This window comes from Flavihumibacter fluminis (genome assembly GCF_021491375.1).
GTDB classification, from domain to species: domain Bacteria; phylum Bacteroidota; class Bacteroidia; order Chitinophagales; family Chitinophagaceae; genus Flavihumibacter; species Flavihumibacter fluminis.
This window is the reverse complement of the sequence record NZ_JAKEVY010000007.1, coordinates 114371-138483: the sequence shown is the minus strand read 5'-3', so window position 1 is coordinate 138483 and position 24113 is coordinate 114371. Positions and strand designations below refer to the sequence as shown.

28 protein-coding genes are annotated in these 24113 nt (G+C 43.8%); 8 read left to right on the top strand and 20 right to left on the bottom strand.

The genetic code is table 11. The features are described from left to right. Positions 1-245: 245 nt before the first annotated feature. Positions 246-851 (top strand): superoxide dismutase, encoded by a 606-nt coding sequence (locus L0U88_RS20115; RefSeq protein WP_234868577.1) that lies wholly within the window; start codon positions 246-248, stop codon positions 849-851. Positions 852-912: 61 nt separating this feature from the next. Beyond that, positions 913-1506 (top strand): hypothetical protein, encoded by a 594-nt coding sequence (locus tag L0U88_RS20110; protein ID WP_234868575.1) that lies wholly within the window; start codon positions 913-915, stop codon positions 1504-1506. Positions 1507-1628: 122 nt separating this feature from the next. Here the strand turns inward: L0U88_RS20110 and yidD are convergent, their stop codons facing one another. The 12 genes from yidD to L0U88_RS20050 form a co-directional block, all read right to left on the bottom strand. Beyond that, complete coding sequence (gene yidD, locus L0U88_RS20105; RefSeq protein WP_234868573.1) at positions 1629-1862, bottom strand: membrane protein insertion efficiency factor YidD; 234 nt, start codon at positions 1860-1862, stop codon at positions 1629-1631. Positions 1863-1865: 3 nt separating this feature from the next. Continuing rightward, entirely contained in the window at positions 1866-2264 is a 399-nt protein-coding gene (gene rnpA / locus L0U88_RS20100) for a ribonuclease P protein component (protein ID WP_234868571.1), read from the bottom strand. A gap of 106 nt (positions 2265-2370) precedes the next feature. Next, positions 2371-2526, bottom strand: a complete 156-nt coding sequence (rpmH, locus tag L0U88_RS20095) for a 50S ribosomal protein L34 (RefSeq protein ID WP_072038984.1) — start codon at positions 2524-2526, stop codon at positions 2371-2373. A gap of 140 nt (positions 2527-2666) precedes the next feature. Beyond that, a complete protein-coding gene (locus L0U88_RS20090) occupies positions 2667-4301 on the bottom strand; it encodes a beta-N-acetylhexosaminidase (RefSeq protein ID WP_234868569.1) in 1635 nt (544 codons plus the stop codon). After that, positions 4298-5128, bottom strand: a complete 831-nt coding sequence (gene murI / locus L0U88_RS20085) for a glutamate racemase (RefSeq protein ID WP_234868568.1) — start codon at positions 5126-5128, stop codon at positions 4298-4300. Before murI ends, L0U88_RS20090 begins: the two co-directional genes overlap by 4 nt. 69 nt (positions 5129-5197) lie before the next feature. Continuing rightward, positions 5198-5704, bottom strand: coding sequence for an OmpH/Skp family outer membrane protein (locus L0U88_RS20080; RefSeq protein ID WP_234868566.1), 507 nt, complete (start codon positions 5702-5704; stop codon positions 5198-5200). A gap of 68 nt (positions 5705-5772) precedes the next feature. Continuing rightward, positions 5773-6285 carry an OmpH/Skp family outer membrane protein gene (locus L0U88_RS20075; RefSeq protein ID WP_234868564.1) on the bottom strand — a complete coding sequence of 171 codons (513 nt, stop codon included), beginning with the start codon at positions 6283-6285 and terminating at the stop codon, positions 5773-5775. A 28-nt stretch (positions 6286-6313) separates the two neighbouring features. After that, positions 6314-9040: a BamA/OMP85 family outer membrane protein gene (locus L0U88_RS20070; RefSeq protein WP_234868562.1), complete on the bottom strand. Its 2727-nt coding sequence runs from the start codon at positions 9038-9040 to the stop codon at positions 6314-6316. Positions 9041-9094: 54 nt separating this feature from the next. Then, positions 9095-9850 (bottom strand): undecaprenyl pyrophosphate synthase, encoded by a 756-nt coding sequence (gene uppS / locus L0U88_RS20065; protein WP_234868560.1) that lies wholly within the window; start codon positions 9848-9850, stop codon positions 9095-9097. 64 nt (positions 9851-9914) lie between these two features. Then, positions 9915-10769: a type IX secretion system protein PorG gene (porG, locus tag L0U88_RS20060; protein ID WP_234868558.1), complete on the bottom strand. Its 855-nt coding sequence runs from the start codon at positions 10767-10769 to the stop codon at positions 9915-9917. Between the two features lie 46 nt (positions 10770-10815). Further along, positions 10816-11697 (bottom strand): NAD kinase, encoded by an 882-nt coding sequence (locus tag L0U88_RS20055; protein ID WP_234868557.1) that lies wholly within the window; start codon positions 11695-11697, stop codon positions 10816-10818. A 32-nt stretch (positions 11698-11729) separates the two neighbouring features. Continuing rightward, positions 11730-13046 (bottom strand): POTRA domain-containing protein, encoded by a 1317-nt coding sequence (locus L0U88_RS20050; protein ID WP_234868555.1) that lies wholly within the window; start codon positions 13044-13046, stop codon positions 11730-11732. Here L0U88_RS20050 and L0U88_RS20045 point away from each other — a divergent pair. After that, positions 13045-13296 (top strand): hypothetical protein, encoded by a 252-nt coding sequence (locus tag L0U88_RS20045; protein ID WP_234868554.1) that lies wholly within the window; start codon positions 13045-13047, stop codon positions 13294-13296. The two genes, L0U88_RS20050 and L0U88_RS20045, sit on opposite strands and share 2 nt — an antisense overlap. On the opposite strand, the gene L0U88_RS20040 is transcribed toward L0U88_RS20045, so the two are convergent. The 6 genes from L0U88_RS20040 to L0U88_RS20015 form a co-directional block, all read right to left on the bottom strand. Further along, on the bottom strand, positions 13286-13948 hold the full coding sequence (locus L0U88_RS20040; protein ID WP_234868552.1) for a CBS domain-containing protein: 663 nt from the start codon (positions 13946-13948) through the stop codon (positions 13286-13288). The two genes, L0U88_RS20045 and L0U88_RS20040, sit on opposite strands and share 11 nt — an antisense overlap. A gap of 29 nt (positions 13949-13977) precedes the next feature. Next, complete coding sequence (locus tag L0U88_RS20035) at positions 13978-14754, bottom strand: alpha/beta fold hydrolase (RefSeq protein ID WP_234868550.1); 777 nt, start codon at positions 14752-14754, stop codon at positions 13978-13980. Between the two features lie 88 nt (positions 14755-14842). Continuing rightward, positions 14843-15394 carry a CvpA family protein gene (locus tag L0U88_RS20030; protein WP_234868549.1) on the bottom strand — a complete coding sequence of 184 codons (552 nt, stop codon included), beginning with the start codon at positions 15392-15394 and terminating at the stop codon, positions 14843-14845. 46 nt (positions 15395-15440) lie between these two features. Next, on the bottom strand, positions 15441-15890 hold the full coding sequence (locus L0U88_RS20025) for a GatB/YqeY domain-containing protein (RefSeq protein ID WP_234868547.1): 450 nt from the start codon (positions 15888-15890) through the stop codon (positions 15441-15443). Positions 15891-15987: 97 nt separating this feature from the next. Beyond that, the gene (gldC, locus tag L0U88_RS20020) at positions 15988-16338 is read right to left on the bottom strand and encodes a gliding motility protein GldC (RefSeq protein WP_234868545.1); all 351 of its coding nucleotides are present in this window, start codon (positions 16336-16338) and stop codon (positions 15988-15990) included. Positions 16339-16371: 33 nt separating this feature from the next. Then, positions 16372-17490 carry a glycosyltransferase gene (locus tag L0U88_RS20015; protein ID WP_234868544.1) on the bottom strand — a complete coding sequence of 373 codons (1119 nt, stop codon included), beginning with the start codon at positions 17488-17490 and terminating at the stop codon, positions 16372-16374. An 82-nt stretch (positions 17491-17572) separates the two neighbouring features. Here L0U88_RS20015 and L0U88_RS20010 point away from each other — a divergent pair, with 82 nt between their 5' ends. Genes L0U88_RS20010 through L0U88_RS19995 form a run of 4 tightly spaced genes read left to right on the top strand, consistent with a single transcriptional unit; the run spans position 17573 to position 21528 of the window. Next, positions 17573-18286, top strand: a complete 714-nt coding sequence (locus tag L0U88_RS20010) for a DUF4290 domain-containing protein (protein WP_234868542.1) — start codon at positions 17573-17575, stop codon at positions 18284-18286. A gap of 35 nt (positions 18287-18321) precedes the next feature. Next, positions 18322-19626: a UDP-N-acetylglucosamine 1-carboxyvinyltransferase gene (murA, locus tag L0U88_RS20005; protein WP_234868540.1), complete on the top strand. Its 1305-nt coding sequence runs from the start codon at positions 18322-18324 to the stop codon at positions 19624-19626. Next, complete coding sequence (gene gmk / locus L0U88_RS20000) at positions 19626-20201, top strand: guanylate kinase (protein ID WP_234868538.1); 576 nt, start codon at positions 19626-19628, stop codon at positions 20199-20201. The genes murA and gmk overlap by 1 nt, the downstream gene beginning before the upstream one ends. Positions 20202-20253: 52 nt before the next feature. Then, positions 20254-21528, top strand: coding sequence for a hemolysin family protein (locus tag L0U88_RS19995; protein ID WP_234868536.1), 1275 nt, complete (start codon positions 20254-20256; stop codon positions 21526-21528). A 9-nt stretch (positions 21529-21537) separates the two neighbouring features. On the opposite strand, the gene L0U88_RS19990 is transcribed toward L0U88_RS19995, so the two are convergent. Continuing rightward, complete coding sequence (locus L0U88_RS19990; RefSeq protein ID WP_234868534.1) at positions 21538-22326, bottom strand: phosphatase PAP2 family protein; 789 nt, start codon at positions 22324-22326, stop codon at positions 21538-21540. A 72-nt stretch (positions 22327-22398) separates the two neighbouring features. Then, complete coding sequence (gene recA / locus L0U88_RS19985; RefSeq protein ID WP_234868532.1) at positions 22399-23400, bottom strand: recombinase RecA; 1002 nt, start codon at positions 23398-23400, stop codon at positions 22399-22401. Between the two features lie 212 nt (positions 23401-23612). On the opposite strand from recA, the gene L0U88_RS19980 reads away from it, so the two are divergent. Beyond that, positions 23613-24077 (top strand): DUF4920 domain-containing protein, encoded by a 465-nt coding sequence (locus L0U88_RS19980; protein WP_234868530.1) that lies wholly within the window; start codon positions 23613-23615, stop codon positions 24075-24077. Positions 24078-24113: the final 36 nt, after the last annotated feature.

Sequence of the window (24113 nt, the reverse complement as noted above, 5' to 3'; positions counted from 1 at the left end):
TTTGCCGCCAGCTTCCTTCAGATTCTACCTCGCGATAGACACCCTTGCTCTTGGCTAATGGTTGGCGATTACATACCCCCATAACGGACTTGCACCGTCGAGTCTGACGCCATGCATGGCGCACAAACAGAAAGCCATCTCTTTACAGGGATGGCTTTTTTATTGTTTTGTGCTCTGGCCCTGAGCCATTAAATTTGTTACTCCTTTGGGTAGCCTCATTTTTATTCATCATAAATAGTTATTCTATGGCATTTACATTACCTGCGCTCCCATATGCTCATGATGCACTGGAGCCTCATATTGACACACAAACCATGCAGATTCACCACGGAAAGCACCACCAGGCTTATGTTGATAATCTCAATAAAGCTATTGCGGGCACTCCGAATGAAAATAAATCAATTGAAGAACTGGTAGCTGCCGCTGGATCCATTTCTGCTGCAGTTCGCAATAATGGTGGTGGTCACTGGAACCATACGTTCTTCTGGGAAAGCCTGGCTCCTAACGCAGGCGGCCAACCGACTGGCGCTCTGGCTGATGCCATTAATGCAGCCTTCGGTTCCTTTGACGCATTCAAGGAAAAATTTGCAACTGCCGGCATGACCCGTTTTGGAAGCGGTTGGGCATGGCTGATAGTAAAGGATGGCAAACTGGAAATCAGTTCAACCCCAAATCAGGATAATCCATTGATGGATGTTGCCGAAGTGAAAGGAACTCCTCTCCTGGGTGTTGATGTTTGGGAGCATGCCTACTATCTGAAATACCAGAACAGAAGAGCTGATTACCTGTCAGCATTCTGGAATGTTGTTAACTGGTCAAAAGTGGCTGAGCGTTTCAATGCTGCCAAATAATACCTGATTTTTCAAACCAGAGATCCCGCCAAGGGCGGGATCTTTATTTTAAAGCGATACCATGAAAAAATTGATCTTTGGAAGTCTTGCCTTACTTGCTTTAGCCGCCTGTTCCACACCTCCCCAGAAAAAAGTGGTGGTTATGGCAAGCGGAAAGTTCACCGTTTCTCAAACTGGTGATGCCATTCAGTTTGAACCAGGCACCCAGCACAATGAAGAAGTTATTACCCTCAAGGGAGATAAAATCACGTTAAATGACGGAACCGGCAGCAAGGACCTGACTGTTACCGAACCTGGTGTTTACCTGTTGAATCTGAAAAAAGACACATTGATTGGATCCCTTCAATCATTTGGAGACGCCAGTACCCGCGAATCCAGAATTACACAGGAAGAACTGATGAATCGTATGGACAGCCTGCAACAATTGATGGTAGGCACCAACGTTAGCCCTGAGCGGAAAAATCATTTTCTGGCTCCCGGCGATCTTAAAAAAATCAGTGCCGAAGACAATGCCATTGTAGTTGGGCCCTACAGAGGAATTCCTGCATCGTTAAGCCCGGATAAAGACGGAAAAGTTCCTGAAGTATATAAATTCATCACCAATAAAGACGCCCGCGCTACATTGGATCGACTGACGAATATGTTGAAACAATAATGCATGGATGTGAGACGTCAAACGTGAGACGTGAGAAGGAAGAAATTTGAAAGCCCGGGGATCAGAAATGCCCTGGGCTTTTTCGTCTCACTTTTCACATCTCACGTCTCACATTTCACCTTTCACGGAACAGGATCATACCCACTACCACCCCACGGATGGCATCTGGAAATACGTTTCAGCGTTAGCCAAAAGCCTTTAATCGGGCCGTGTTTTTTAAATGCTTCCAATCCGTATTGGGAGCAGGTAGGGGTAAACCGGCATTTTGGCCCCAGTATAGGAGAAATCAGCCATTGATATAACTTGATTAGCGCTATAAAAGGAAAGCTGGCAATTTTTTTTAAGAGTTCAGGCATCTTTCAGGGTTTCATTTTGCGGACTAATTTTTTAAATGCTGCTGCTACCAGTTCCTGGCATAAACCAAATTCGATAATCTCTTTACCGGTAAAAAGAATAAAGAGATCAAGGTTGGAACCCAACTGCTGAACTTCTGTTACAAAATCTGGCTTAGCCAGCCGGATAGCCTCCCGCAGTCTTCTTTTAATAAGGTTCCGGTCTACCGCTTTTTTGAAGTAACGCTTACTTACACCCACCCCAACAAGCAGGCGGATCTGGCCTTCAGCCAGGCTTGTATTAAATACCACCCGGATTTCACCCAGGGAAAATTTTTGTCCCCTTGTAAAAAGCGCATCTATTTTCTTTCGATGCTTGAGTCGTTCCGTTGCCTTAAGTGTATACAAATGTTTTTTTTGCTGCATGTTCCGGATGAGTAAGTTACTCAGAAAGGCTGAAAACAAAATTAGCTCTGGTCCTCATCGGATCAGAGCTAATGCGTATCATCGAAAACCGCGAAGGGCGGCCTGCTTATTTCAGCTTGCTTTCAGAAGAAACAGTGAGTTTCTTACGACCCTTTGCGCGACGGCTGGCTAATACTTTGCGGCCATTTGCAGTTTGCATGCGCTTACGGAAACCGTGAACGGTTTTACGACGACGACGGTGTGGTTGAAATGTTCTTTTCATTTTTCAATGTTTTTTACAACTCAAAAATTCGCTTCCTGTGGAGAGCCAGTCAGCTGATTTCCAATCACATCGGGCCACCATACCCGCTTGTGTCGTGAAAGGGACGGCAAAGGTAATAAAATATTGGAATAAAAAAGGGCTTAATCTATCATTCCCCACTGCCGGTAGTGAGGAAACCAGGAACTATTCCAAAATTGATACCTGGGGATGATCGTTTTTTCCAAACGATTCAGGAAGTCCGGGTAGTTTTTCCTGGCTGCCGGCGTCCAAAGCGCCTCACTTACTGCAGACATCCTTGGAAAGATCATATAATCTACCTTAGTTGAATATTCCATATACTCGGTCCAAACGTTCGCCTGCCCTCCAATGATTTTATGCGCTAATCCCGCCTTGCTGATCGCGGCAGGCACAGGGTCATAGCTATAAACGCCTTCTAAGGGATTGTAACCATGAATAGCCAGGCTGTCTTTCGGATCCTTAGATTGGTAATGATCAAAATAAAAAGGTTTTCCGGGCGACATGACCAGCGAAAAGCCTTTACGGGCTGCAGCCAGGGCTTGTTTTTCATTCCCCCAGTTCATAATTAGGGTGGCAGTATCCAACTCTCCTTCTGCAATTTCGTGCCAACCAATCGCTTTTCTACCCGATTCTTTCAAATAAGCGGCAACCTGTTCTATGAAATAAGTCTGAAGCGCCGTTTCATCCTTCAGTCCTTTCTCTTTCATAAATGCCTGTGTAGCTGGGTCCTGCTTCCACCAAAGCTTCGAACATTCATCTCCTCCCAGATGAATGTAGGTTGAAGGAAATAACTCAGTCAATTCCCGGAAGATGGTTCTTAAAAAGGTAAAACTCGCCTCATTCGGGGCCAGCACATTGTTCTGTCGATTGTACATGCCCCAGGTTGTAGCCACGTTCCAGGTAGTATCCGGACGAGTACTGAATTCTGGATAGGCAGCTATAGCAGCCCGGCTATGACCAGGAATATCCAGTTCCGGTATTACGGTAATACCTCTTACTGCTGCATATTCCAGGATCTCCCGTATTTCTGCCTTTGTATAGAACCCACCATAGCGCTTTCCATCATAGCGGGCAGGCTGATCTTTAAAATGTCCGATCAGGGTAGAGTCTCTCCAGGATCCGATGCTGTTCAATTTTGGATAGGAATTGACCTCCCAACGCCAGCCCTGGTCATCTGTCAGGTGCCAGTGAAAGGTGTTAAACTTATGAAACGTCAGATAGTCAATGTATTTTTTGATATAGTCTACTGGAAAAATGTGGCGTACTACGTCCAGGTGCATGCCACGATAGCTGAACCGGGGATAATCTAGTATTGAAAGAGCGGGCAGCTCGATGGAAGTCACAACCTTTAATGGCAATAACTGAAAAAAACTTTGCATGCCGTTTACCAATCCTCGTACGCTGGCAGCACTTAGCTTAACAGTCCCTTGATCCACCCTCAGCAGGTAGATTTCCGGACGCTTCAATGAAAGGGAGTCCTTCACCAAATAAATAGCTTGCTGTCCGGGTTTTTCATTGTTGTTAGCCATTCGAACCGGAAGCACTAAATCAGTTTGCCTGGCTATTTCCTGCTGAAAATAATTCGCCTGTGCCATCCAACTGCTGTCGGTTACAATACTGGTAGCTGCCGAAAGCTGGAAACCTTTTCCCGGGAGCATTTCCATCTGAACAGGCTGAGGCACGATGGCAGGTTTGCTTTGTGCCGATGCAAAAAAACTTATACTTACTACCGTTGCCAGTAACAATATCCGAATCATGTGAGGTTAATTTTTTCCGCCTTTATTGCTGCTCCGTAAAACAGGCTGGCATGTTGTTCAAAATCAGTTATATCATCCGTCGTACAAAACCTTCTACTACCGGTTTTGGACAGACGCTTTTCCATTTCAGGGTGTCTTTGAAGGTAATCTGACAGGCTATTCGCCACAATTTCTCCCTGCGAAATAACCTGGATACCGTCCGGAAGAAACTGCTTTATCTTATCCATCAACAGCGGATAATGTGTACAGGCCAGTAACAGGGTATCTATTGAGCTATTCTTTTCCAGTAAGGAATCAAGATGTTTTTTCACAAAGTAATCAGCCCCCAACCCGGCATGTTCATTGTTTTCAACCAGTGGCACCCACATGGGACAGGCCTCCTGATAAACCGAGATATCGGGATAAAACTTTTCAATTTCAATCGGATACGATCCTGAACTGACTGTTCCTTTGGTGGCCAGAATACCAACTTTTCCGGTTTTGGTTAATGTTCCAATCAATTCGGTTGTAGGACGGATAACTCCCAACACGCGGTTTGTTGGCGCAATTTCTGGCAAATCCTGTTGCTGAATACTTCTTAATGCCTTTGCAGACGCTGTATTACACGCAAGAATGACAAGTGGGCAACCCTGCGCAAAAAACCACTTTACACAATCCAGGGTATAGCGATACACCGTTTCAAAACTACGTGTACCATAGGGCGCCCTTGCGTTATCACCAAGGTAGAGATAATCGTAAGCAGGCAATACATCAACGATTTTTTTCAAAACCGTCAGACCTCCATAACCGGAATCAAATACACCAATTGGTGCCAATGCTTTTTCCATGAGATTGCCAAATATAACAAACGCCGGGATGCTATCCCGGCGTTCATACAGAGCCTGTGAAAAGTATCGTTATTTAAGACCTAATTTTTTCTTTACCAGTGGCAGCAAATCATCACCGGGAGGAGAAACGATCAGGTATTCCTTTGGTAATACATACGCATATCCACTTTCTTTGGCAACAGCCTGAACCGCATCCATTGCTTTTTTCTGGATAGGCTCGCTCAGTTCTTCCTGGCGCTTTTGCAATTCCTGCTGGATGCGCTGCTCTTCACCCTGAAGCTCAGTCAGCTTTTGTTGTAATTCTTTTCTTTTAACTTCTTTAACTGCAGCAGTCATTTTTGCTGAGTCGGCATTGAATTTATTGATAGCGTCATTTAACGCAGTTTCCTTATCCTGGGCACTCTGAATCAAAGCATCCCTGAATTGAACCAATGCAGAGTCAGCTTTTTTTGCTTCAGGCATCAGGGCCACGATTTCATTAAAGCTGATATAACCAATTTTGGTCTGCGCCTGTGCAGACTGACTGAACGCTGCGATTCCAAGCGCCACCATCAGAACAGTTAAAACTTTTTTCATGCGATGTTTTTGTTACTTTAAGTTGTTTTCGTTTTGGTTTTAGTTGTCTTAATTCGTATAATTTAACGTTATTTAACACCCAATTCCCTAAGCACATCTTCACTTTTATCGAGCTTGGGGTCGGCAAATATAACAGTAATTCCTTCACTTCTATCCAAAATAAAGTCGTACATCCGGGCCACTGCAATTTTCTGAATGGCGGCGTAAACCTTATCCTGTATGGGTTTCACCAGTTCCTGGCGTTTTTTGAAAAGATCTCCCTCGAACCCAAAACGTTGCCGCTGGAGTTCCCGAACCTCTTTTTCCCGGTTGAAGATTTCGTCTTCTCTTTTCTTCAGCAGCTCCGGACTCAACATCACTTTCTCAGCTTCATAATCCTTGTATAATTTATTGAGTGCCTGTTGCTTTGAGTCAATTTCAGCCTGCCAGATTTCACTGGTTTTATTCAGCGCTTCCTGGGCCTCTTTATATTCCGGTAACTTATCCAGTATATAACGGGTATCTACAATTGCATAGCGTTGTGCCTGCACTGCTACTGCCGAGAACAGGATAGCCATACCAAGAATCAGTAGTTTTTTCATAACTATCATTTTTACAGTAATTATGTAATTATTCCGGCTCGAAACCAAGCATAAAGGTAAACCTGGCCGCGTCGCGGAGTTTGCCATTTGGCGTTATCCGATCAAATCCTACACCATAATCAAATCCGAGCAATCCAAACATAGGCAGGAAAAACCGCATACCCAAACCTGCACTTCGTCTGAGTTGGAAGGGGTTATAATCTTTATAATTATACCATCCGTTTGCCGCTTCAAAGAATGCCAGACCAAAAATGGTACTATTCGGGTTGGTTGAAAACGGATAACGCAGTTCCAGCGTGTATTTATTGAAAATTGTAAAGAACTGACTGGCAGACGAGCGATCCGGGTTAACGGTTGGATCCGAATTATCATATACCGGGTAACCTCTGTGCGCGATGATATCATATCCAAGCAGACCGAAGTTATTGGTGAGGCCCGCATCACCCACCTGGAAGCGCTCAAAAGGAGAATAATCCAGTTTCGAATTGTATCGGCCCATGAAGCCGTATTTAGCGGCTGCCTTCAAAACAAACTGGCGGCTCTTGTCGGCACCCATCGGTCTTCCGATTGGCACATACCATTCACCTGTAAAACGCCACTTATGGAACTCCGGCAATTCATACGGGTTCGCAGATTTTACACGACCCGGATCAATGAGTGAATAGGGCGGAGTTGCCTGAACACTTGCCATGAAGTTAGAACCGCTCTTGGGGAAGATCGGCTGATCGATGGAAGACCTGCTTAATGCAAGTTTTAAACTCAGGTTATGAGCTGTGGTATTATTCAATCCCGGGAAGAGGTTTGGATAATTTCTAAGTTTGTACTGTGTAAAATTCAGGGAGTATACCAGTGTGAAGAAATCATCTGGCCAACGCAATTGTTTACCAAGTGCTATTGAAACACCGAGTGTTCTCAAATAGGATGTATCTCCTGCCCTCCTGTCAAATAGACCGTTAAAGGGATTAAATGAGTTGGCGAACCGGGTACTGTAAAAACTTACCGTAAAGGAGTTTCTTCTTTTACCGCCCAGCCAGGGTTCCGTAAAGCTGAAGTTATACGAACGAAACTGGCGTCCATTACTCTGTAATCGGAGACTGAGTTTTTGTCCGTCCCCAGATGGCAGCGGATCCCATGATTTTTTATTGAAAATATTTTTGATGGAGAAATTGTTGAAGGTAACACCCAGAGTACCTGTCAAACCGATATTCCCACCCCAGCCCGCAGACAACTCCAGCTGGTCGTTGGATTTTTCTTCGACCTTGTAGTTAATATCTACCGTGCCATCATCCGGGTTTGGTACAGGATTGATATCAATTTTTTCCTGGTTGAAGAAGCCCAGGTTGGCAATTTCACGGTTGGAACGGATCAGGGCAGCGCGACTGAATTTATCACCCGGTACGGTTCTGATTTCACGACGAACTACATGCTCCTTGGTTTTATCGTTTCCTGCAATGTTTACGTTCTTGATGGTGGCTTGCGGACCTTCTCTCATCCTGATTTCGAAATCGATAGTGTCGTTATACACAGCTGTTTCAATAGGATCTACCTGGAAAAACAGGTATCCGTCGTCCATATACAACCCGCTGATATCACCTCCTTCCGGAGACATTTGTTTGCCCAGTTTGCTGTTCAGTGTTTCCAGGTTATAAATATCTCCCTTCTTAATTCCTAATAATACATTCAGGATGGAATCGGAATATTGTGTGTTTCCCCTCCAGGCGATATTCCCAAAATAGTAACGCCGCCCTTCATCTACTTTCAAGTCGATGTTCAGGTTTCCTTTTTTGGTATAGTACATCGTATCATCGATGATCGCAGCATCTCTAAAGCCCAATGAGTTGTAATACTCCAGAATTTTCTCCTTGTCTTCCTGGTATTTCGTCTCATTGAATTTGGCAGAGCTGAATAATTTGAAGCGGAAGTATGGATCGAGGAAATTACCGGTTTTGGTTACTGATAAAAACCCGAGGTCTTTTACATATTCCTTAAAAGAAACCGGTTTCTGAACACCGTAACTACTTGAATCTACTTTAGGGTAAAGTGTCAATCGGGTCGTTTCCTTGGTACCCTTCATTTTTTTCTTTAGGCGAAGCTCATTAACCTCTTCATTGCCAAAAAAGCTCACCTGGTTAATGCGTACCTTATTTCCTTTTTCAATGCGGAAGGTCAACTGCTGGGTGTTGACAAAAGCGGGGTCGGGAGTTTCTTCAATTCTAACCTTAGCTCCCTGAAAGCCTTTTTCAACATAATATTTGATGATATTTTCAACAGCAGTTTTTTTCATGTTTTCGGTAATAACTCGCCCCTTTACAAGGCCTGTTTTACCAGAAAGATCTTCCTGTTCCGATTTTTTTACTCCTTTGAAATAAAAATTTGAAAGACTGGGTCTTTCTGTAACATTTATTTCAATATACAGATTACGTCCCTCAACTTTTGTGTAATAAATTTCAACATCGGAGAACAAATTCTGTTTCCAGAGGTTAAGTATAGCTTTACTGATATTGTCACTACCGGGGATGACTACCCGATCTCCGACAGATAATCCGGAAATGGATAAAAGAAGGGCTTCATCACGGTATTTGGTACCCGTAACTGTGATTCCCGCAATGATATATTCTTTAGGGCTTTTGGTGTTTGCTAATTCCTCCAATTCTGGATCAATTGCAGTGGGACGGGTAGTATCGGGTTGCTGCGCCATCGCATTTCGTCCAATCAACATAAGCAGTAAAGCAACAACGACTATTCGTAAGTGCATCCAGTTGGTTTTAATAAAGTAGGCAAATTAAGAGGATTGTTTAAAAAAGCTTTGTTAAAGGGGTGCTTCCTGAACCTGGGCGCTGGTTTTTCCGAAACGTCTTTCTCTTTGCTGGTAATCCAGGATTGCTTCATATAAATTTTCTTTACGGAAATCAGGCCATCTGACATTGGTAAAATAGAGTTCAGCATAGGCCAGCTGATACAGGAGGAAATTGCTGATTCTATATTCTCCACTGGTCCGGATCATTAATTCCGGATCAGGGAACTCACTGGTACATAAGTACTTTGACAATACAGCCTGGTCAATATCAGCAGGTTGTAAGAGCCCCTGCTGCACATCCACCGCAATCTTTTTTACGGCTTCCACCATCTCCCACCTACTACTGTAACTGAGCGCCATTACCAGCCGCAGGCCGGTATTCGCAGCTGTCATATCCAGTGCCTCCCGTAATTCCTGCTGCGCATATTCAGGCAACATAGCGGTATCTCCAATTACATCCAGTCTGATATTGTTACGGTTAAGCGTTTCCACTTCCTTGCGGATCGTATCCACCAGTAACTCCATCAAACCGTTCACTTCATTAGCCGGCCGATCCCAGTTTTCTGTACTAAATGCGTACAAGGTAAGATACCCAACACCCAGTTCAGCACAACCTTCTACAATGTCCCTTACACTTTCTACACCATGAAAATGGCCGTAAAGGCGGTCCTGACCCTTTTCCTGGGCCCAACGACCATTTCCATCCATGATGATGGCTATGTGACGGGGGAGCTTTTGCCGGTCAATTTTCGCCTCTAGCGAACTCATATAAACGATTTTCAGGCTGCGAAGGTACGGAAATTGATCAACCCGACGCAGAACAGGATTTGACCTACAGTTTTGCAGTTGGACAGCGATAACTGGTCAGGTTGAAACTTATGGTGAATTGGGCGGTAATAAACTGGTCTTTTTGGCCTGCATAACCCCGCTGGCGACCTTCAATCCCGATGATTTCCCCCACTTCATAACTTCTGTCCTGAAGCAGAAAACCCGGAGTGGAAGTTCCATCCGGAAGGGGTGGGAATTTATCTGCTCCAACATACGTGGTGCTGACATCATCCAGGTAGTCCGTATTGGTAAAGCGATGGAGGACTTCAAAACCTACATTTATGCGCTCATTAAGCGAATATTTAACCCCTACCCCAAAAGGTATTGCGAAAGCCATGCTGCTGTAGGGCTTCCGGTCGGGATAAGCGGCTGAACCCTGCCCTTCAGTCCCCAATGGACGAAGGAAATATTTTTGCCCGCCCAGGTAGGCATAAGGATCATAGCTGAATATACTTGCCCCTATGGTTACATAAGGTGTAAACCGCTGATCATAAGAGCCTGGAACAAATTTAAAGAAATTGAAATCGCCTTGTAATGCCAGTTCCCAGACGTTACTATTAAAGCTCAGGTTTCTCCGGCGTTGAAATTCATTATCTGAATAATATTTGTCGGCATAGCCCAGCTGAGCAAACTGGCCGCCAACGCGAACCGCTATATAATTTCCAAACTGTTTGCGGAAAAACACACCAAATGCGAATTTGGCCCTGTTCACCTTGGCAGCTGTATTAAGATCGCCAAAATAGTGGGCGCCTCCAATAGATACGCCAATCTCACCTTCCTGGGTTACAGATTCCATCTGGGCCCGGGCAGCGGAATGCAGGGTAAATACTGCCAATAGCGGCAGAATCAGTTTCTTCATATTGCAATATAACGTATAATCAAATCAGGAGCAGATAAAGGAAATGCTAATTACGTGTATCCAACCCCCATGAAAGTTTGTTCCTTAAAGTGCTAAGGAAATTATTTTCATTGAGACGTACAATACTTACGTCAAATTTCTCTCGTTTTACGGCCAATTGTATGTTTTTGCTAACAATTTCGCGGCGGCTGTCCAATGCACAGATAAAATTATCAGACCGTGATTCAACTTCAAAGGATATGATATTATCATCCGGTACTATCAAAGGGCGGACATTCAGGTTATGAGGGGCTACCGGTGTAATCACAAAACTTCCGGAATCCGGAAATACAATCGGTCCGCCGCAACTAAGGGAATAACCGGTTGATCCGGTAGGTGTGCTTACTATGAGGCCATCCGACCAGTACGTGTTTAAGAATTCGCCATTCAGGTAGGTATGAATCTTAATCATCGGAGAAATATCTGTTTTATGGATAGCAAACTCATTAAGTGCATAAGGAGTTTCGCCGAACAGCAACTTATCCGCATCCAGGTGGATCAGAGAGCGGCGATCAATCACAAACTGCCGGTTTACCATAGAAGCAACAGCAGTTTTAAGTTCTTCTTTACCGATGCTTGCCAGAAATCCAAGTCGGCCAAAATTAATTCCAAGGATTGGGATTTTTTTATTCCGAACCAGGGTTACTGTATCAAGCAGGGTTCCATCTCCACCTAAACTAATAACAAATTCAATGGACTCATCCAGGTCTTCTGAATTGTTGAAGGTGGTGAGTTTATCGAGATGGAAGCGGACAACCGGGGCAATCTGTTCAAAAAATGCCTGGTAAATAACCGGCTCTATCTGCAGGCTATTGAGTTCATCGAATAAGTTCTGTATTTCCGAATAATCATCCTGGTCGATTACCCGGCTGTAAATCGCCACTTTCATGTATCTGTTTTAGCCACCGGAAAGATAGGCCATTAAAAATCATTCCGGACGTGAAAAAAGAAGCCGTTCTGCCCCAGTTGATTGAAGCTGTATTCAAAGCGTAATACGACATCGTACAGTGAAACAATATCAATTCCGAAGCCGGCCGTTGTGAGCAATTTGTTATTTAGTGAATTTTCCCGGAAATACTTCGAATAAGAGTAACCCAGGTCGGCATAGGTTTTTGCATAGATTCTGAAAGGCACCCGATCATGGCTCTGGCTACGGATTGGTAGTGGTACTGAAAAATTTAGAATTTCGCGACGAAGCGTATTTCTGGTCATTCCACCCAGCACCCCATCAATCACATATTTTTCCATTCCCCGCAGATAAAAGTCACCATATCCCATCAGGCGGTGCTGGTTAAAAGGCTGTTTGAAGGGAAGCCGTAAAGTACTCGTCAGTTGAGTTGAGAAAGATCCTTTGGCCCCGATTTCCCAGGCTTTGGTAGCCTTCACATTCAATAGCCACATGCCTACATCGGATCCGAAACCGCGACGGACCAGTTGAGTCTCAGCCATGAAACCTCTTAAAGGATAAGGTGCATAATCCACATCCAGAAAGTTCATGGTATAGCTGATCTCAGGATAAACTACCTGAGTTCTGCCGGATTTACTGATGTAATTGTTGTTCACATTCCAGACCGCACTATCAATTTTACTCATCCCAAATCCAGCCCTTATTACGTGTCGGGTTTTAAGTCCGGGTCTGTAATTCCACTGAACGGAGCCGGTCATGGTTTCTTCCAGGAACCGTCCTGCTTTTGGAAGAGAATCCGCTCTTAGAAAAAACTGTTTGTTATTTACGGTCAGAGGATTCACTTCCTTCATTGCAGAATAGTTGAAGTTAATGCCATAACCGCTTTTCAGAGATCCATCCATAAATGGCTGGTTGTAAGAAACCTGAACCTGCCGTGAGTACCCGGTAATCAACCAGACTTTCAAAACATCGTTTCTACCCGTAGTATTATAATAATTGAGCTTAGCGCCATAATTGATCCGGTCCAGGCTATACCCCTTATCTGCCCATGTTTGCAAATTTCGGTCAATTGGCTTCAGGTAAGGAATTGGGAAAACATACCAGCGTTCCTTAACATCAATTTCTACATCCACGAGGTAGCCCCTGAAACTCCGAAGAGAAATTACCACATCATTAAATAAGCGCGTATTCACCAATTGCTGTTTGCCAAGCCGGAACTGGGCAACCAGCTGATTGAGAGCAACAGAATCCCCTTCTTTGAAAGGTAGTTCTCTTTTAATGATGTAGTCCTTGGTTTTTTTATTTCCGTTGATATAGATTTTATCAATCATGAACAACCTTCTTTGGGGAGGGCTTTCAACGGGCATTGCCCCAGGCGGGCTTAAACCGGGCGCTGTTTTAGCTTCATCGGTAATCGGCAAGTTTGATTGTGCGAACAATCCTCTTCCTAAACAGCAGAGGATTGTTAACAGACAGATTCTATATTTCCACACAATATTCATTCCTTTCGTGCACGGTACCTATGAAAATACAGGATTCAGCCAAGAATGGAAATCAAATTTGATTTTTTTTACAGATTAAGGTAATTCATGAGGTGGTCGTAGTTGTTTCTAAGTTCATTTTCATACATTTCTTCACCGAAATAGTACCGAACCTGGTATTCATAGCGCTGAAATGTGGCAACAATATCGGATAGTTCGAACTTATTCAATTTAAGTGTAACATATAAAACGCCCAGGTTGTTGTCAAAGTAGGTATTCAGCTGGGTGATCTGGGCATCGTTTGTTTCTACTAGTTTGTAGATTTCGGAGAAGGCGAAGTTTCTTTTATCCATTTCCAGGACAATGATACCACCCGGTTCATCGGCTCCTATCATATGGCCTGTAAATTTAAGCAGATCGGCTGCCGCGATGGCCCCCACCCACTCGAAATTGCTTTCCGTAACTGGCACAACCGCCAATCCATATTCATTTGCCAGCTGAACCGCCTCAGTAAAATGTCCGTTCGGACTCACCCTCACCCGGGAAATGGCACCGCTTATGGTTTCGAGTGTTTTGCTGTCGTCTTCACTATTAAGCAGATCCGATTCAGCAATAAGACCCAGATAAATGTCTTCTTCAACAAGTGGCAAATGGATCACATTGCAGTCATCCATCAACTGCATAGCCCTGTAAATCGGGTCTTTTACAGACAATATAGGGAGTGAAACCGATATCAGGTCCTTATTGATCACTTGTTTCGTTTATGTATAGACGACAATTCTCAGGCAACCGCTGCCGGCTCATTGAGTTTCGTCAAAAATTTATGAAGAATTTTGTTGAATTCTTCAGGACGCTCCATCATTGGGGCATGTCCGCATTTATCGATAAAGTGCAGTTCGCTATTGGGAATCAATCTATTAAACTCTCTCCCAACAAAAGGAGGGGTAATGGTGTCATTATTTCCCCAGACAAGGAGGGTTGGTTGCTGAATCTGGCTTAATTCCTCACCTAAATTGTTGCGGATCGCGCTTTTCGCTAGAGCGATGATCTTTATGACTTTCAGGCGGCTGGTAGTGATTTCATATACTTCATCCACTAACTCTTTGGTAGCCATTTTGGGGTCATAAAACGTGACTTCAGTTTTTTTCTTGATGTATTCGTAGTCGCCACGTTTGGGATAGGTATCCCCCATTCCATTCTCAAACAGTCCCGAACTACCGGTCAGGATCAGGCTACGAATTCTTTCGGGATGCTTTAAAACATGAACAAGACCTACATGTCCGCCCAGTGAGTTGCCAAGTAAATGGATATTCCGGTAATCTTTTGCTTCTATGAATTTGTAAACAAATTTCTGCAGACCTCCCACTGAAGTATGCAGGATGTCAAGTTCAAACAACGGCAGCATGGGAACCACCACTTTATAGTGATTCCGAAAGTATTCGATCAGGTCTCTGAAATTGCTAAGGGCCCCAAAAAGACCATGGAGCAGGACCAAAGGTTCACCTTCCCCTTCCTCGATGTACTTGAATTTATCCAGCTGTTTGATCTCGTATTGCATCTCTTCGTAAAAATAATACTTCCAATGAATTGCTAAAATAGTCCATTTAGCTCAATAATTACTAGTAGCGCCATCTCCCGCCAGGTTGCTAAACAGTACGTATGGATGGATTTTTTTCTTCTGAAAATCGCTCCAGGAATCCACCAATATCATTCATAATATCCTTGAAAACCGGAATTACCGAGGCAATCCAGTCAACCGCATCAGGACCCCACGGTGCAATTATAGGATAAGTAACAGAAGATTCCATTGCTTCCTGACTGATCAGTGATAATTTATCCAGGTAAAAAATAAATAACGACCATATCAGCAGGTAGATGACAGCGTAAAAAACGATTCCGGCTGCCTTGTTTGCCCAACCTAAGAAAGCCCATTCGGTTGTTTTTTCCAGCAGTTTCCCTATCATGTTTATGAGGATCACTACAACAATAAAAACCAACAGGAAAGACAATAAGGGTAACCATCGGGCGGAAACCTGAACAGTATCTTCCAGCCATACGGCGGTAGTGGCGGATAGTTTCAATGCAGCCAATACGCCAAGAAACAGGGCGATAGATGAAAAAATAGCCATCACCAACCCGTTGCGGATTCCCTTGAATACTGCAAGAGCCAACACCAGAAAAGTTACTATATCTATCAAATCAGCAGGTTTGTTATAAGTTGGTTACCCGACCGGTCATTGATGATTAGGACAAAAGTGATTTAACCAGCGCAGATATGGCTTTTCCATCCGCCTGTCCGGCCAGCTTTTTAGTAGCTACTCCCATCACCTTACCCAGATCCGCAACCGAACTGGCGCCTGTTTCAGCGATTATGGTTTTCAACGCTTCCCGAAGCTCTTCTTCGTTCAATTGTTTTGGAAGAAACTGTTCAATTACAGCTATCTCTTCCTGTTCTTTAGCAGCCAGGTCATCCCGGTTTTGTTGTTTAAATATTTCCAGAGAATCCCGACGCTGTTTTACCATTTTTTGCAACATTTTGGCAGCATTCTCCTCAGAAAGCTGACCATTCGCCCCGGGCTCTGTTTTGGCTTTGATAATTTCAGCTTTAATGGCACGCAGCCCTCTTAACGCAGCTTCGTTTTTTGCTTTCATGGCCTCTTTCATTTCGGCCATTATTTTTTCTTCTAATGTCATGGTATGTAATTTAAAGGAGGAATGGAAGAATGGAGAAAAGGAAGAAGGAAAAATTGATTGTCTCACGTCTGATTTCTCACGTCTCACGTCTGACTTCTCACTTCAACTGGTTTTCCTTCATTTGCTGCTCCTGGAATTTTTTATAAAAATCTTTTGCGAAATTTCGGAGATCGTTTACCTGTTCTTCGTTGCGGGTGGCCCGCTGATAGGTATCAGCCATTGTCAACAAGGTCTGGTAGAAAAAATCAGCCATTTCATCCACCATCATATCCTTGGTCCAAAGATCAATGCGGAGAGCGGTTTTTTCTGCTCCATCCCAGAAAGCGAGCATCATTGCTTTCGCTTTTTGAGCTTCTTCGGCAGTACTTGCAGTAGCACTCCAGCTGATCTGAGCGGGAACTTTATCGGGATCCAGTTGAACATCAATAGTAATTGTAGATTGCTGCATATAAGCTGTTTATGGCTGCAAAACTAGGATTAATCAGGCAGAAAGCTGACGGATAATAAGGGTGTACTGGTCAAGTGTGAGCGACTGATTCCGGACCATGTGCTGCTGCTGTTCCTTTTCAATAAGCTGGCTTCGTTGATGTTCATCCTTATATAGCAACATCATCTGATGCGCCCATGCATCCAGGTCTCCGGAAGGGGCATACCAGGCTCCCTCCCCACAAATTTCTTTCGTATCCGGATGACTGGTCGTAATCAACGGCGTTCCTGCACTCATTGCCCATTCCAAAGGCCATGTTGCAGCGCCCTCACGGTAGGGATAAGCCATCAGGTAGGCGCCTGCCAAAAGCGGACTTAATTCAACCTGGTCCAGATCCGGCAACAGGGTTACGTCTGACCGGTATTTATAGGTTTTAAGAAGGGACTCCAACTGGGGAGTTTCTTCGGTAGCCGGACCAGCAAGTATCAACGGCATACCGGTCATCAGCCATTTTTTTAAGAGGGAATAGGATTTCAGCAACTCTATGATTTCATTGCCGGCATGTAGGGGGCCGACATAGAGAAAATAATCCCGTCCTCCTGAATGCCTTATTTTAATGGTTTCCTGTTCCGACCAGGAAATTGAATGACAATCAGGCTGAAGGGCCGGATATTGTACTTTTAGTTGGTTTTCTATAGCTGGAAAAACCTGAAGGACCTGCTGTTTATCAGAGGTAAACGGAAGGCAAATCATGCTCGAACCGGTCCAGGCCGGTAATTTTGCCGGTGCTTTTGTCATTCTTTTTCCCTTCGAATCAACAAGGAGGTGAGATGCCGTACTAAACAACAGGGTATTTCGGGCACCTTCAACCACCGCTTCTTTGTCAAAGCTGATGTAAACTGAAGGCTGATGGTGATCAATCCAGGTTTTCAGCCCTTTTTTCAACCTGGTTTCATAACTCGCCAGGAAAATTTTGGGTATGGGAAGCTGCACCAGTTCCACCTGGCTCCGAACGTTTTCTTCCCAGGTTAAATCAGGAAAGCTGCTTAACAGGAAAAAACGGTATTCCGGCAGCCGGCTGAAAAGTGATGGTAGAACTTCCTGGAACGCGGCTTCCACCGTTTCCGGACTGGCAGAAACAAGGGGATCAATAAAACAGGCTATGGATTTCATGCTCATATTTAAAGAAACGCTGCAAATTGCTGCATTTTCCTGAATCTCAAGACTTACATTTGCAATACGACAATTTGACTGAATGGAATACAACACTACCAGAAATCACCTTGTGATGCGCGAGTACGGAAGGCATATTCAAAACATGATTGAATACCTGATGTCGCTGGAAGACACAGAAAAAAGACAGAAGAATGCCAAGGCGGTGATCGAACTGATGGGTTTTTTAAACCCTCATCTTAAGAATGTAGAAGATTTCCGTCATAAACTTTGGGATCACCTATTTCTCATATCAGACTTTAAACTGGAAGTGGAATCACCCTACCCGATTCCTACCAAGGAGACGCTGAAAGCAAAACCTTCCCCACTTCGATATCCCAAAGGATACCCCCGGTATTCGCATATTGGAAAAAATATTGAGGTAGTAATTCAGAAAGCGCTTGCGGAGGAAAATCCGGAGAAAAGACAGGGATTCGCCAATGCAATCGCTTATTATATGAAGCTGGCTTACAGCAACTGGCATAAGGAAAATGTGCACGATGATGCCATTCAAAGCGAATTGAACTCAATCACAGGAGGTCAATTGGAGTTCACCAATACACCCTTTGTGAAAGCTTACCGCGCCAATGAAGGTCAGCGTGATTATCGGGGTGGCGGAGGAAAACGACCTCAGAAGTTCCAGCAACGTGGCGGAGGAAATCAGGGCCGGAATGAACAACGTGATTCACGGGGTGGCGGCGGCGACAACCGCAATGGCGGCAACCGCGGTCAAAAGTTCAAGAAGCGGTTTAAATAACTGTCCAATCATTACCACACTAATCCATCAACTTCATGGATCGTTTTGAAGTAACCGGAGGCAAAAAGCTCTCGGGTAGTATTATTCCCCAGGGTGCCAAAAACGAAGCGCTTCAAATTCTGTGCGCTGTCCTTTTAACCCCGGAAGAAGTCCGGATTGAAAACATACCAGACATTCTCGATGTCAATTTACTGATTGAATTACTCGGAGATATCGGAGTTAAAATAAACCGGATCGACAGGCATACTGCTGTTTTCAAGGCAGATGATATAAATATAGATTACCTGAATAGTATTGAATTCCGAAATAAAAGCGGCAGGCTTCGTGGATCTGTAATGTTGGCAGGACCACTGCTAGCACGTTTTAAAACGGCATACATTCCAAAACCCGGTGGCGATAAAATTGGTCGCAGGCGCCTTGATACACATATTATCGGTTTTGAAAAATTGGGTACCCGGTTTGAATACCATCCGGAGGATGGTTTTTTTCATCTTGATGCCTCTCAGTTGAAAGGTTGTTACATGTTGCTGGATGAACCCTCTGTAACAGGAACTGCCAATATTTTGATGGCAGCCGTGATGGCCAAAGGAGAAACAACCATTTACAATGCAGCTTGTGAGCCCTATTTGCAGCAATTATGTAAAATGCTGAATCGGATGGGTGCGAAAATCAGGGGTATTGGAAGTAATCTCTTGACTATTGAAGGGGTAGATTATTTGGGAGGTACAGAGCACAGCATGCTGCCTGATATGATAGAAGTTGGTTCCTTCATTGGCCTGGCAGCCATGACGCAGAGCCAGATCGAAATAAAGGGAGCCGGCATTGAGCACCTTGGAATTATCCCTGAAAAATTCCGGCAATTGGGAATTCAAATGGAATTCCGGGGAGATGATATCCTGATACCAGAGCAGGAAGTATATGAGATTCAATCATTTCTGGATGGATCAGTACTCACCATTTCAGATCATCCCTGGCCTGGATTTACACCTGACCTCCTGAGTATTGTACTGGTAGTAGCAACGCAGGCCAAGGGGTCTGTATTGATTCACCAGAAGATGTTTGAGAGTCGTTTGTTTTTTGTTGACAAACTGATTGACATGGGTGCCCAGATTATTTTATGTGATCCCCACCGCGCTGCAGTGATCGGGCATGGCCGCGAACAAAAACTGAGAGGAATTACAATGAGTAGTCCGGACATTCGTGCGGGAGTTTCTCTGCTCATAGCAGCCTTGAGTGCTGAAGGGAAAAGTATCATTCAGAATATCGAACAGATTGACCGCGGATATCAATATATAGACACCAGACTCAAAGCATTAGGAGCGGATATTAAAAGGATCTGATGGAATACAGCAATAAAAAAATCATCATCATAACTGCCCCTTCGGGAGCAGGGAAAACATCTATCACCCGTTATCTTCTGAAACAGTTTCCTCAATTGGCTTTTTCTATATCTGCTGCAACCCGTTCACCTAGAGGCATGGAGCAACATGGAAAAGATTATTATTTCATGTCGGTAGAAGAATTCAAAAATCATATCCGCCAAAATGATTTTATGGAATGGGAAATGGTTTATGAAGGTAAATATTATGGCACGCTCAAGTCTGAAATGGAACGAATCTGGTCACTACACCAGGTGCCCATGCTGGACATAGATGTAAAAGGGGCTATCCATATTCAACAGCAATACCCACACAATTCCCTTTCGCTGTTTATCGAACCACCTTCAGTAGAAGAACTGCAAAAACGCTTGGTAAGCAGGGGTACAGAATCAGCAGAGAGCCTGGCTGCCAGGGTAAATAAAGCGTCCTATGAAATCGGCTTCAAACATCATTTTGATCATGTAATCGTAAATGATCAACTGGAGAAAGCCTGCCAGGAAGCTGCTGCATTAATTGGTTCTTTTCTTAACCGGTAAAGCGCAGACGGCAGTTCTTTCTATGCCAAAACTATGCTTATATTCGTAGTGTATGAACTGGAACACGATCGGCCTTATTGTATTTTTCCTTTTGCTGGCAGGCTTTTTCGTTGGCATTGAAGCTGCTTTTGGAAGCATTAACCGCCTTTCTGTGGAATTGCGAAAAAAGCAGGGAAGAACGGGCGGTACATTGGTCAGTTATTTTTTTGAACGATCCTCACTCTTTATCGGGGTTGTGTTGATTTGGCTAACCTTCTGTTTGGTTGCTTATGGATTAATGATCGGTCAGGCTTTGGAGCCGGCCTGGTTATACCTTGAAAAAATTCTTCCGGAAGGGGCAGCCGATTTCACTCATTTGTTTGTAGAAATAACACTTGCAGGAATCATATTTATTTTTTTTGGCGAATTCCTGCCAAGGGCTATTTGGCGATCGAAAAATGAATGGTTACTCAATTCAGGAGTAGCCTCCTTTGCCAATTTTTTCTTCTGGATTACACATCCGGTGGCCGATATGCTGGTTACCTTATCACATGCGATTCTGAAGTATTTTTTCAACGTCCGCATTGATGAAAAGAAAGAAAGTTTTTTCAGAGTAGACCAGGACAGTTACTACCAGCAAACCAGTTATGAGTCGGAAGGCGACGGACAGGATATGAATGCCCACCTGATTGAAAATGCGCTATCACTTCCAACAGTAAGGGTTAGGCAATGTCTGATACCAAGAAAAGAGATTGAGGGCATTGAAATAAACAATTCAGTTGACAAGGCATTGGAGCGGTTTATTGAAACCAAACTAAGTAAACTTGTCGTATACGAAGGAAACATTGATCATATCGTAGGCTATATACACCAACTGGATATGTTTGAAAAGCCAGCCACCATTTCAGAAGTATTGCTACCCATTCCGGCTGTTCCGGAAAGTATGAATGCGACGGACCTGATCAACAAATTCACCAGGGAACGTAAAAGTATGGCCTGGGTGGTGGATGAGTTTGGCGGCACTTCCGGTATTGTAACTATGGAAGACCTGCTGGAAGAAATTTTCGGAGAGATCCAGGACGAACACGACACGGAAGAATTGGAAGAGAAAAAGTTAAATGACCGGGAATTCATTTTTTCAGGGAGACTGGAACTGGATTACCTGCGCGAGAAATATGATCTTGAATTCTCCAGGGAGGAAGCCGAAACACTTTCAGGATTTATCATCCAACATCACGAAACCATTCCCAAGATCAAGGAAAGGATTATCATTGACAATTTTGAGTTTGAAATTCTATCGGTAAGTCATACCCGAATTGAAATGGTTAAACTTAAAGTACTGAAATAAGGACCCGAACTAGAACGAGAGCGTTATCAACTCTTTCTTCCTTGCCTTTGCTTCTTCAATGCGATACAAGGTTTTGGTAATAAAATGTCCCATAGCAGCTCCAATTATTACATCTGTTGCCCAGTGCCTATTGTCATAAATCCTGGACACCCCGGTTAAACCTGCAATACCATAAGCGACGTAAGGCACCCATTTTTTGTCATTGTACTGTAGTGCAATTGCAGTTGCTACCGTGAATACAGTATTTGCATGACCAGATGGGAAAGAAGTCCACTCACGTCCACCCTGGAACATGCTATTAACTTCAAAAGGATCATCTGTGTAAGCGGGACGACGGCGTCTGACCAATTGTTTTGATCCCGCAGTCAGTAAAGTAGTAAAAACAAGGGATTTTGCAGATACAAGGGAAACATGTTCCATCCTCCGGTCTTTCATTAAAACGCCCGTCAGATACATGGCACCAACTATGTAAGGGGAGTATTCATTGCCAAATGGTTCTATGATTCTGGAGGTTTGGCTAAAGAAGTTATTGCGGTTAGCCTGAACCCATTGTTTGATACTCCTGTCCAGCGTCATCACAGCTCCGGTACCCGCCACTACAATTGCAACAGTAGTCCAGTCTTTTCTGGAATAACTTACAGGTGCGGCTACTACCTTGGGAAAATCCGTAAAATAACTGCCGATATATGTTTTATTAATCCGGTAATAATTGACTGGGATACTATCTTCCTGGCCAAAAACCGGGAGAGAAAAGATAAAAAAAATAGCCCCAAACAGGCACCTGTTGCATAAGGTCATTGATGCAAAATAGGAAATCGTAAAAGACCAACAAAAAAGGCCGGATCAAAAAATCTCCGGCCTTTCGTTTTTTTATGCTGCTTGCATTTCAGCAATTTTTTCCCGTATTTTCTTTTCAATCTCTGCCTGCAATTCTGGGTTATCCCGTAACAGTTGTTTTACGGAGTCCCTTCCCTGCCCCAGTTTGTCCGAATTATAACTGAACCAGCTACCGCTTTTTTGAACGATACCAAGATCCACTCCCATATCAATAATTTCACCTACTTTGGAAATTCCCTCCCCAAAAATAATATCGAATTCTGCCGCCCGGAAAGGAGGAGCTACTTTGTTCTTCACCACCTTTACCTTCACCCGGTTACCAACAGCTTCATCGCCATCCTTGATCTGGCTCATCCGGCGGATATCCAGCCTCACTGATGCATAAAATTTTAGTGCATTACCACCGGTAGTTGTTTCAGGATTGCCGAACATAACACCAATCTTTTCTCTCAACTGGTTAATAAAGATGCAGATGGTGTTTGTTTTATTAATAGTTGCAGTAAGTTTCCGAAGTGCCTGGCTCATCAATCTCGCCTGCAATCCCATTTTACTGTCGCCCATCTCCCCTTCCAGTTCACCTTTTGGAACCAGGGCAGCTACTGAGTCAATAACTACTACATCCAGCGCTCCGGATAAAATCAGACGGTCTGCAATTTCCAGTGCCTGTTCACCATAATCAGGCTGGGAAATCAAAAGATTATCAACATCCACACCTAATTTTTTAGCATAACTACTGTCAAAAGCATGTTCGGCATCAATAATGGCGCACATACCACCTTTTTTCTGGGCTTCAGCGATGGCATGAATCGCAATGGTGGTTTTACCGGAAGATTCCGGTCCGTATATTTCAATGATCCTCCCTCTGGGGAAACCACCAATGCCAAGGGCCACATCCAGACCCAGTGATCCCGTAGACACAACTTCCTGGGGTTCTGATGATCGTTCGTTCATCATCATCACGGACCCTTTACCAAAATCCTTATCGATTTTGTCCATGGTCAGCTTCAGCGCCTTCAATTTTTCTGCATTTGACATATAGCTGTTGTTTTTAGTACTGTTCAAATTTATTTGTCCAGCAAAGATAGAAGAGAAATAAATATCAACACTAATATATTTAGCAAGTTTTCACTAAAATTTTTACCGCTATATCACGCTTGACCTTTTAGTATTTTTTTCACATAAGGAGCCGGAGCACCTGGGCAGTTGTAGTTCCGGAATTGTATCTTTGTCCGTAAATCAGTAAAATCATGAGAATACTCAGTTTAGCCATAGGTTTATTTGTATTGACCGGATCAGTTACTGCTCAATCGCCTGTTTCCGCAAACAAGGGTGTAACTTATGGTTCCGGGACAAGTGCAGAGGGTGCAATTAGTGTGAATGAGTTGTCTTCCAAGATGACCAATTCCGGATATACTGGAAAAATCAGTGGCAAGGTGGTAGAAGTTTGCCAGGAAAAGGGCTGTTGGATGAAAGTAGAGAAGGAGAACGGAGAAACCCTGATGGTTAAGTTTAAGGATTATGGTTTCTTTATGCCAAAAGATATCCAGGGAAAAGAAGTTGTGTTGGATGGAGAAGCCATAGTTAAAGAAGTTTCCGTGAAGCAGCAGAAGCATTATGCCAAGGATGCCGGCAAGCCTGCTGATGAAATTGAAAAAATTAAAGCTCCAAAGAAAGAAGTACAATTTATAGCGAAAGGAGTCCTGGTACTCTGATCTGAGACTGAATAAAATTGTCTGGCTGTCCTTGTG

Excerpts from the sequence above, each read along its gene's own strand:
- L0U88_RS20115 (WP_234868577.1), top strand. The coding sequence starts at position 246 with ATGGCATTTACATTACCTGCGCTCCCATATGCTCATGATGCACTGGAG.
- L0U88_RS20110 (WP_234868575.1), top strand. The coding sequence starts at position 913 with ATGAAAAAATTGATCTTTGGAAGTCTTGCCTTACTTGCTTTAGCCGCC.
- yidD (WP_234868573.1), bottom strand. The coding sequence starts at position 1,862 with ATGCCTGAACTCTTAAAAAAAATTGCCAGCTTTCCTTTTATAGCGCTA.
- rnpA (WP_234868571.1), bottom strand. The coding sequence starts at position 2,264 with ATGCAGCAAAAAAAACATTTGTATACACTTAAGGCAACGGAACGACTC.
- rpmH (WP_072038984.1), bottom strand. The coding sequence starts at position 2,526 with ATGAAAAGAACATTTCAACCACACCGTCGTCGTCGTAAAACCGTTCAC.
- L0U88_RS20090 (WP_234868569.1), bottom strand. The coding sequence starts at position 4,301 with ATGATTCGGATATTGTTACTGGCAACGGTAGTAAGTATAAGTTTTTTT.
- murI (WP_234868568.1), bottom strand. The coding sequence starts at position 5,128 with ATGGAAAAAGCATTGGCACCAATTGGTGTATTTGATTCCGGTTATGGA.
- L0U88_RS20080 (WP_234868566.1), bottom strand. The coding sequence starts at position 5,704 with ATGAAAAAAGTTTTAACTGTTCTGATGGTGGCGCTTGGAATCGCAGCG.
- L0U88_RS20075 (WP_234868564.1), bottom strand. The coding sequence starts at position 6,285 with ATGAAAAAACTACTGATTCTTGGTATGGCTATCCTGTTCTCGGCAGTA.
- L0U88_RS20070 (WP_234868562.1), bottom strand. The coding sequence starts at position 9,040 with ATGCACTTACGAATAGTCGTTGTTGCTTTACTGCTTATGTTGATTGGA.
- uppS (WP_234868560.1), bottom strand. The coding sequence starts at position 9,850 with ATGAGTTCGCTAGAGGCGAAAATTGACCGGCAAAAGCTCCCCCGTCAC.
- porG (WP_234868558.1), bottom strand. The coding sequence starts at position 10,769 with ATGAAGAAACTGATTCTGCCGCTATTGGCAGTATTTACCCTGCATTCC.
- L0U88_RS20055 (WP_234868557.1), bottom strand. The coding sequence starts at position 11,697 with ATGAAAGTGGCGATTTACAGCCGGGTAATCGACCAGGATGATTATTCG.
- L0U88_RS20045 (WP_234868554.1), top strand. The coding sequence starts at position 13,045 with ATGAACAACCTTCTTTGGGGAGGGCTTTCAACGGGCATTGCCCCAGGC.
- L0U88_RS20050 (WP_234868555.1), bottom strand. The coding sequence starts at position 13,046 with ATGATTGATAAAATCTATATCAACGGAAATAAAAAAACCAAGGACTAC.
- L0U88_RS20035 (WP_234868550.1), bottom strand. The coding sequence starts at position 14,754 with ATGCAATACGAGATCAAACAGCTGGATAAATTCAAGTACATCGAGGAA.
- L0U88_RS20025 (WP_234868547.1), bottom strand. The coding sequence starts at position 15,890 with ATGACATTAGAAGAAAAAATAATGGCCGAAATGAAAGAGGCCATGAAA.
- gldC (WP_234868545.1), bottom strand. The coding sequence starts at position 16,338 with ATGCAGCAATCTACAATTACTATTGATGTTCAACTGGATCCCGATAAA.
- L0U88_RS20015 (WP_234868544.1), bottom strand. The coding sequence starts at position 17,490 with ATGAAATCCATAGCCTGTTTTATTGATCCCCTTGTTTCTGCCAGTCCG.
- L0U88_RS20010 (WP_234868542.1), top strand. The coding sequence starts at position 17,573 with ATGGAATACAACACTACCAGAAATCACCTTGTGATGCGCGAGTACGGA.
- murA (WP_234868540.1), top strand. The coding sequence starts at position 18,322 with ATGGATCGTTTTGAAGTAACCGGAGGCAAAAAGCTCTCGGGTAGTATT.
- gmk (WP_234868538.1), top strand. The coding sequence starts at position 19,626 with ATGGAATACAGCAATAAAAAAATCATCATCATAACTGCCCCTTCGGGA.
- L0U88_RS19995 (WP_234868536.1), top strand. The coding sequence starts at position 20,254 with ATGAACTGGAACACGATCGGCCTTATTGTATTTTTCCTTTTGCTGGCA.
- L0U88_RS19990 (WP_234868534.1), bottom strand. The coding sequence starts at position 22,326 with ATGACCTTATGCAACAGGTGCCTGTTTGGGGCTATTTTTTTTATCTTT.
- recA (WP_234868532.1), bottom strand. The coding sequence starts at position 23,400 with ATGTCAAATGCAGAAAAATTGAAGGCGCTGAAGCTGACCATGGACAAA.
- L0U88_RS19980 (WP_234868530.1), top strand. The coding sequence starts at position 23,613 with ATGAGAATACTCAGTTTAGCCATAGGTTTATTTGTATTGACCGGATCA.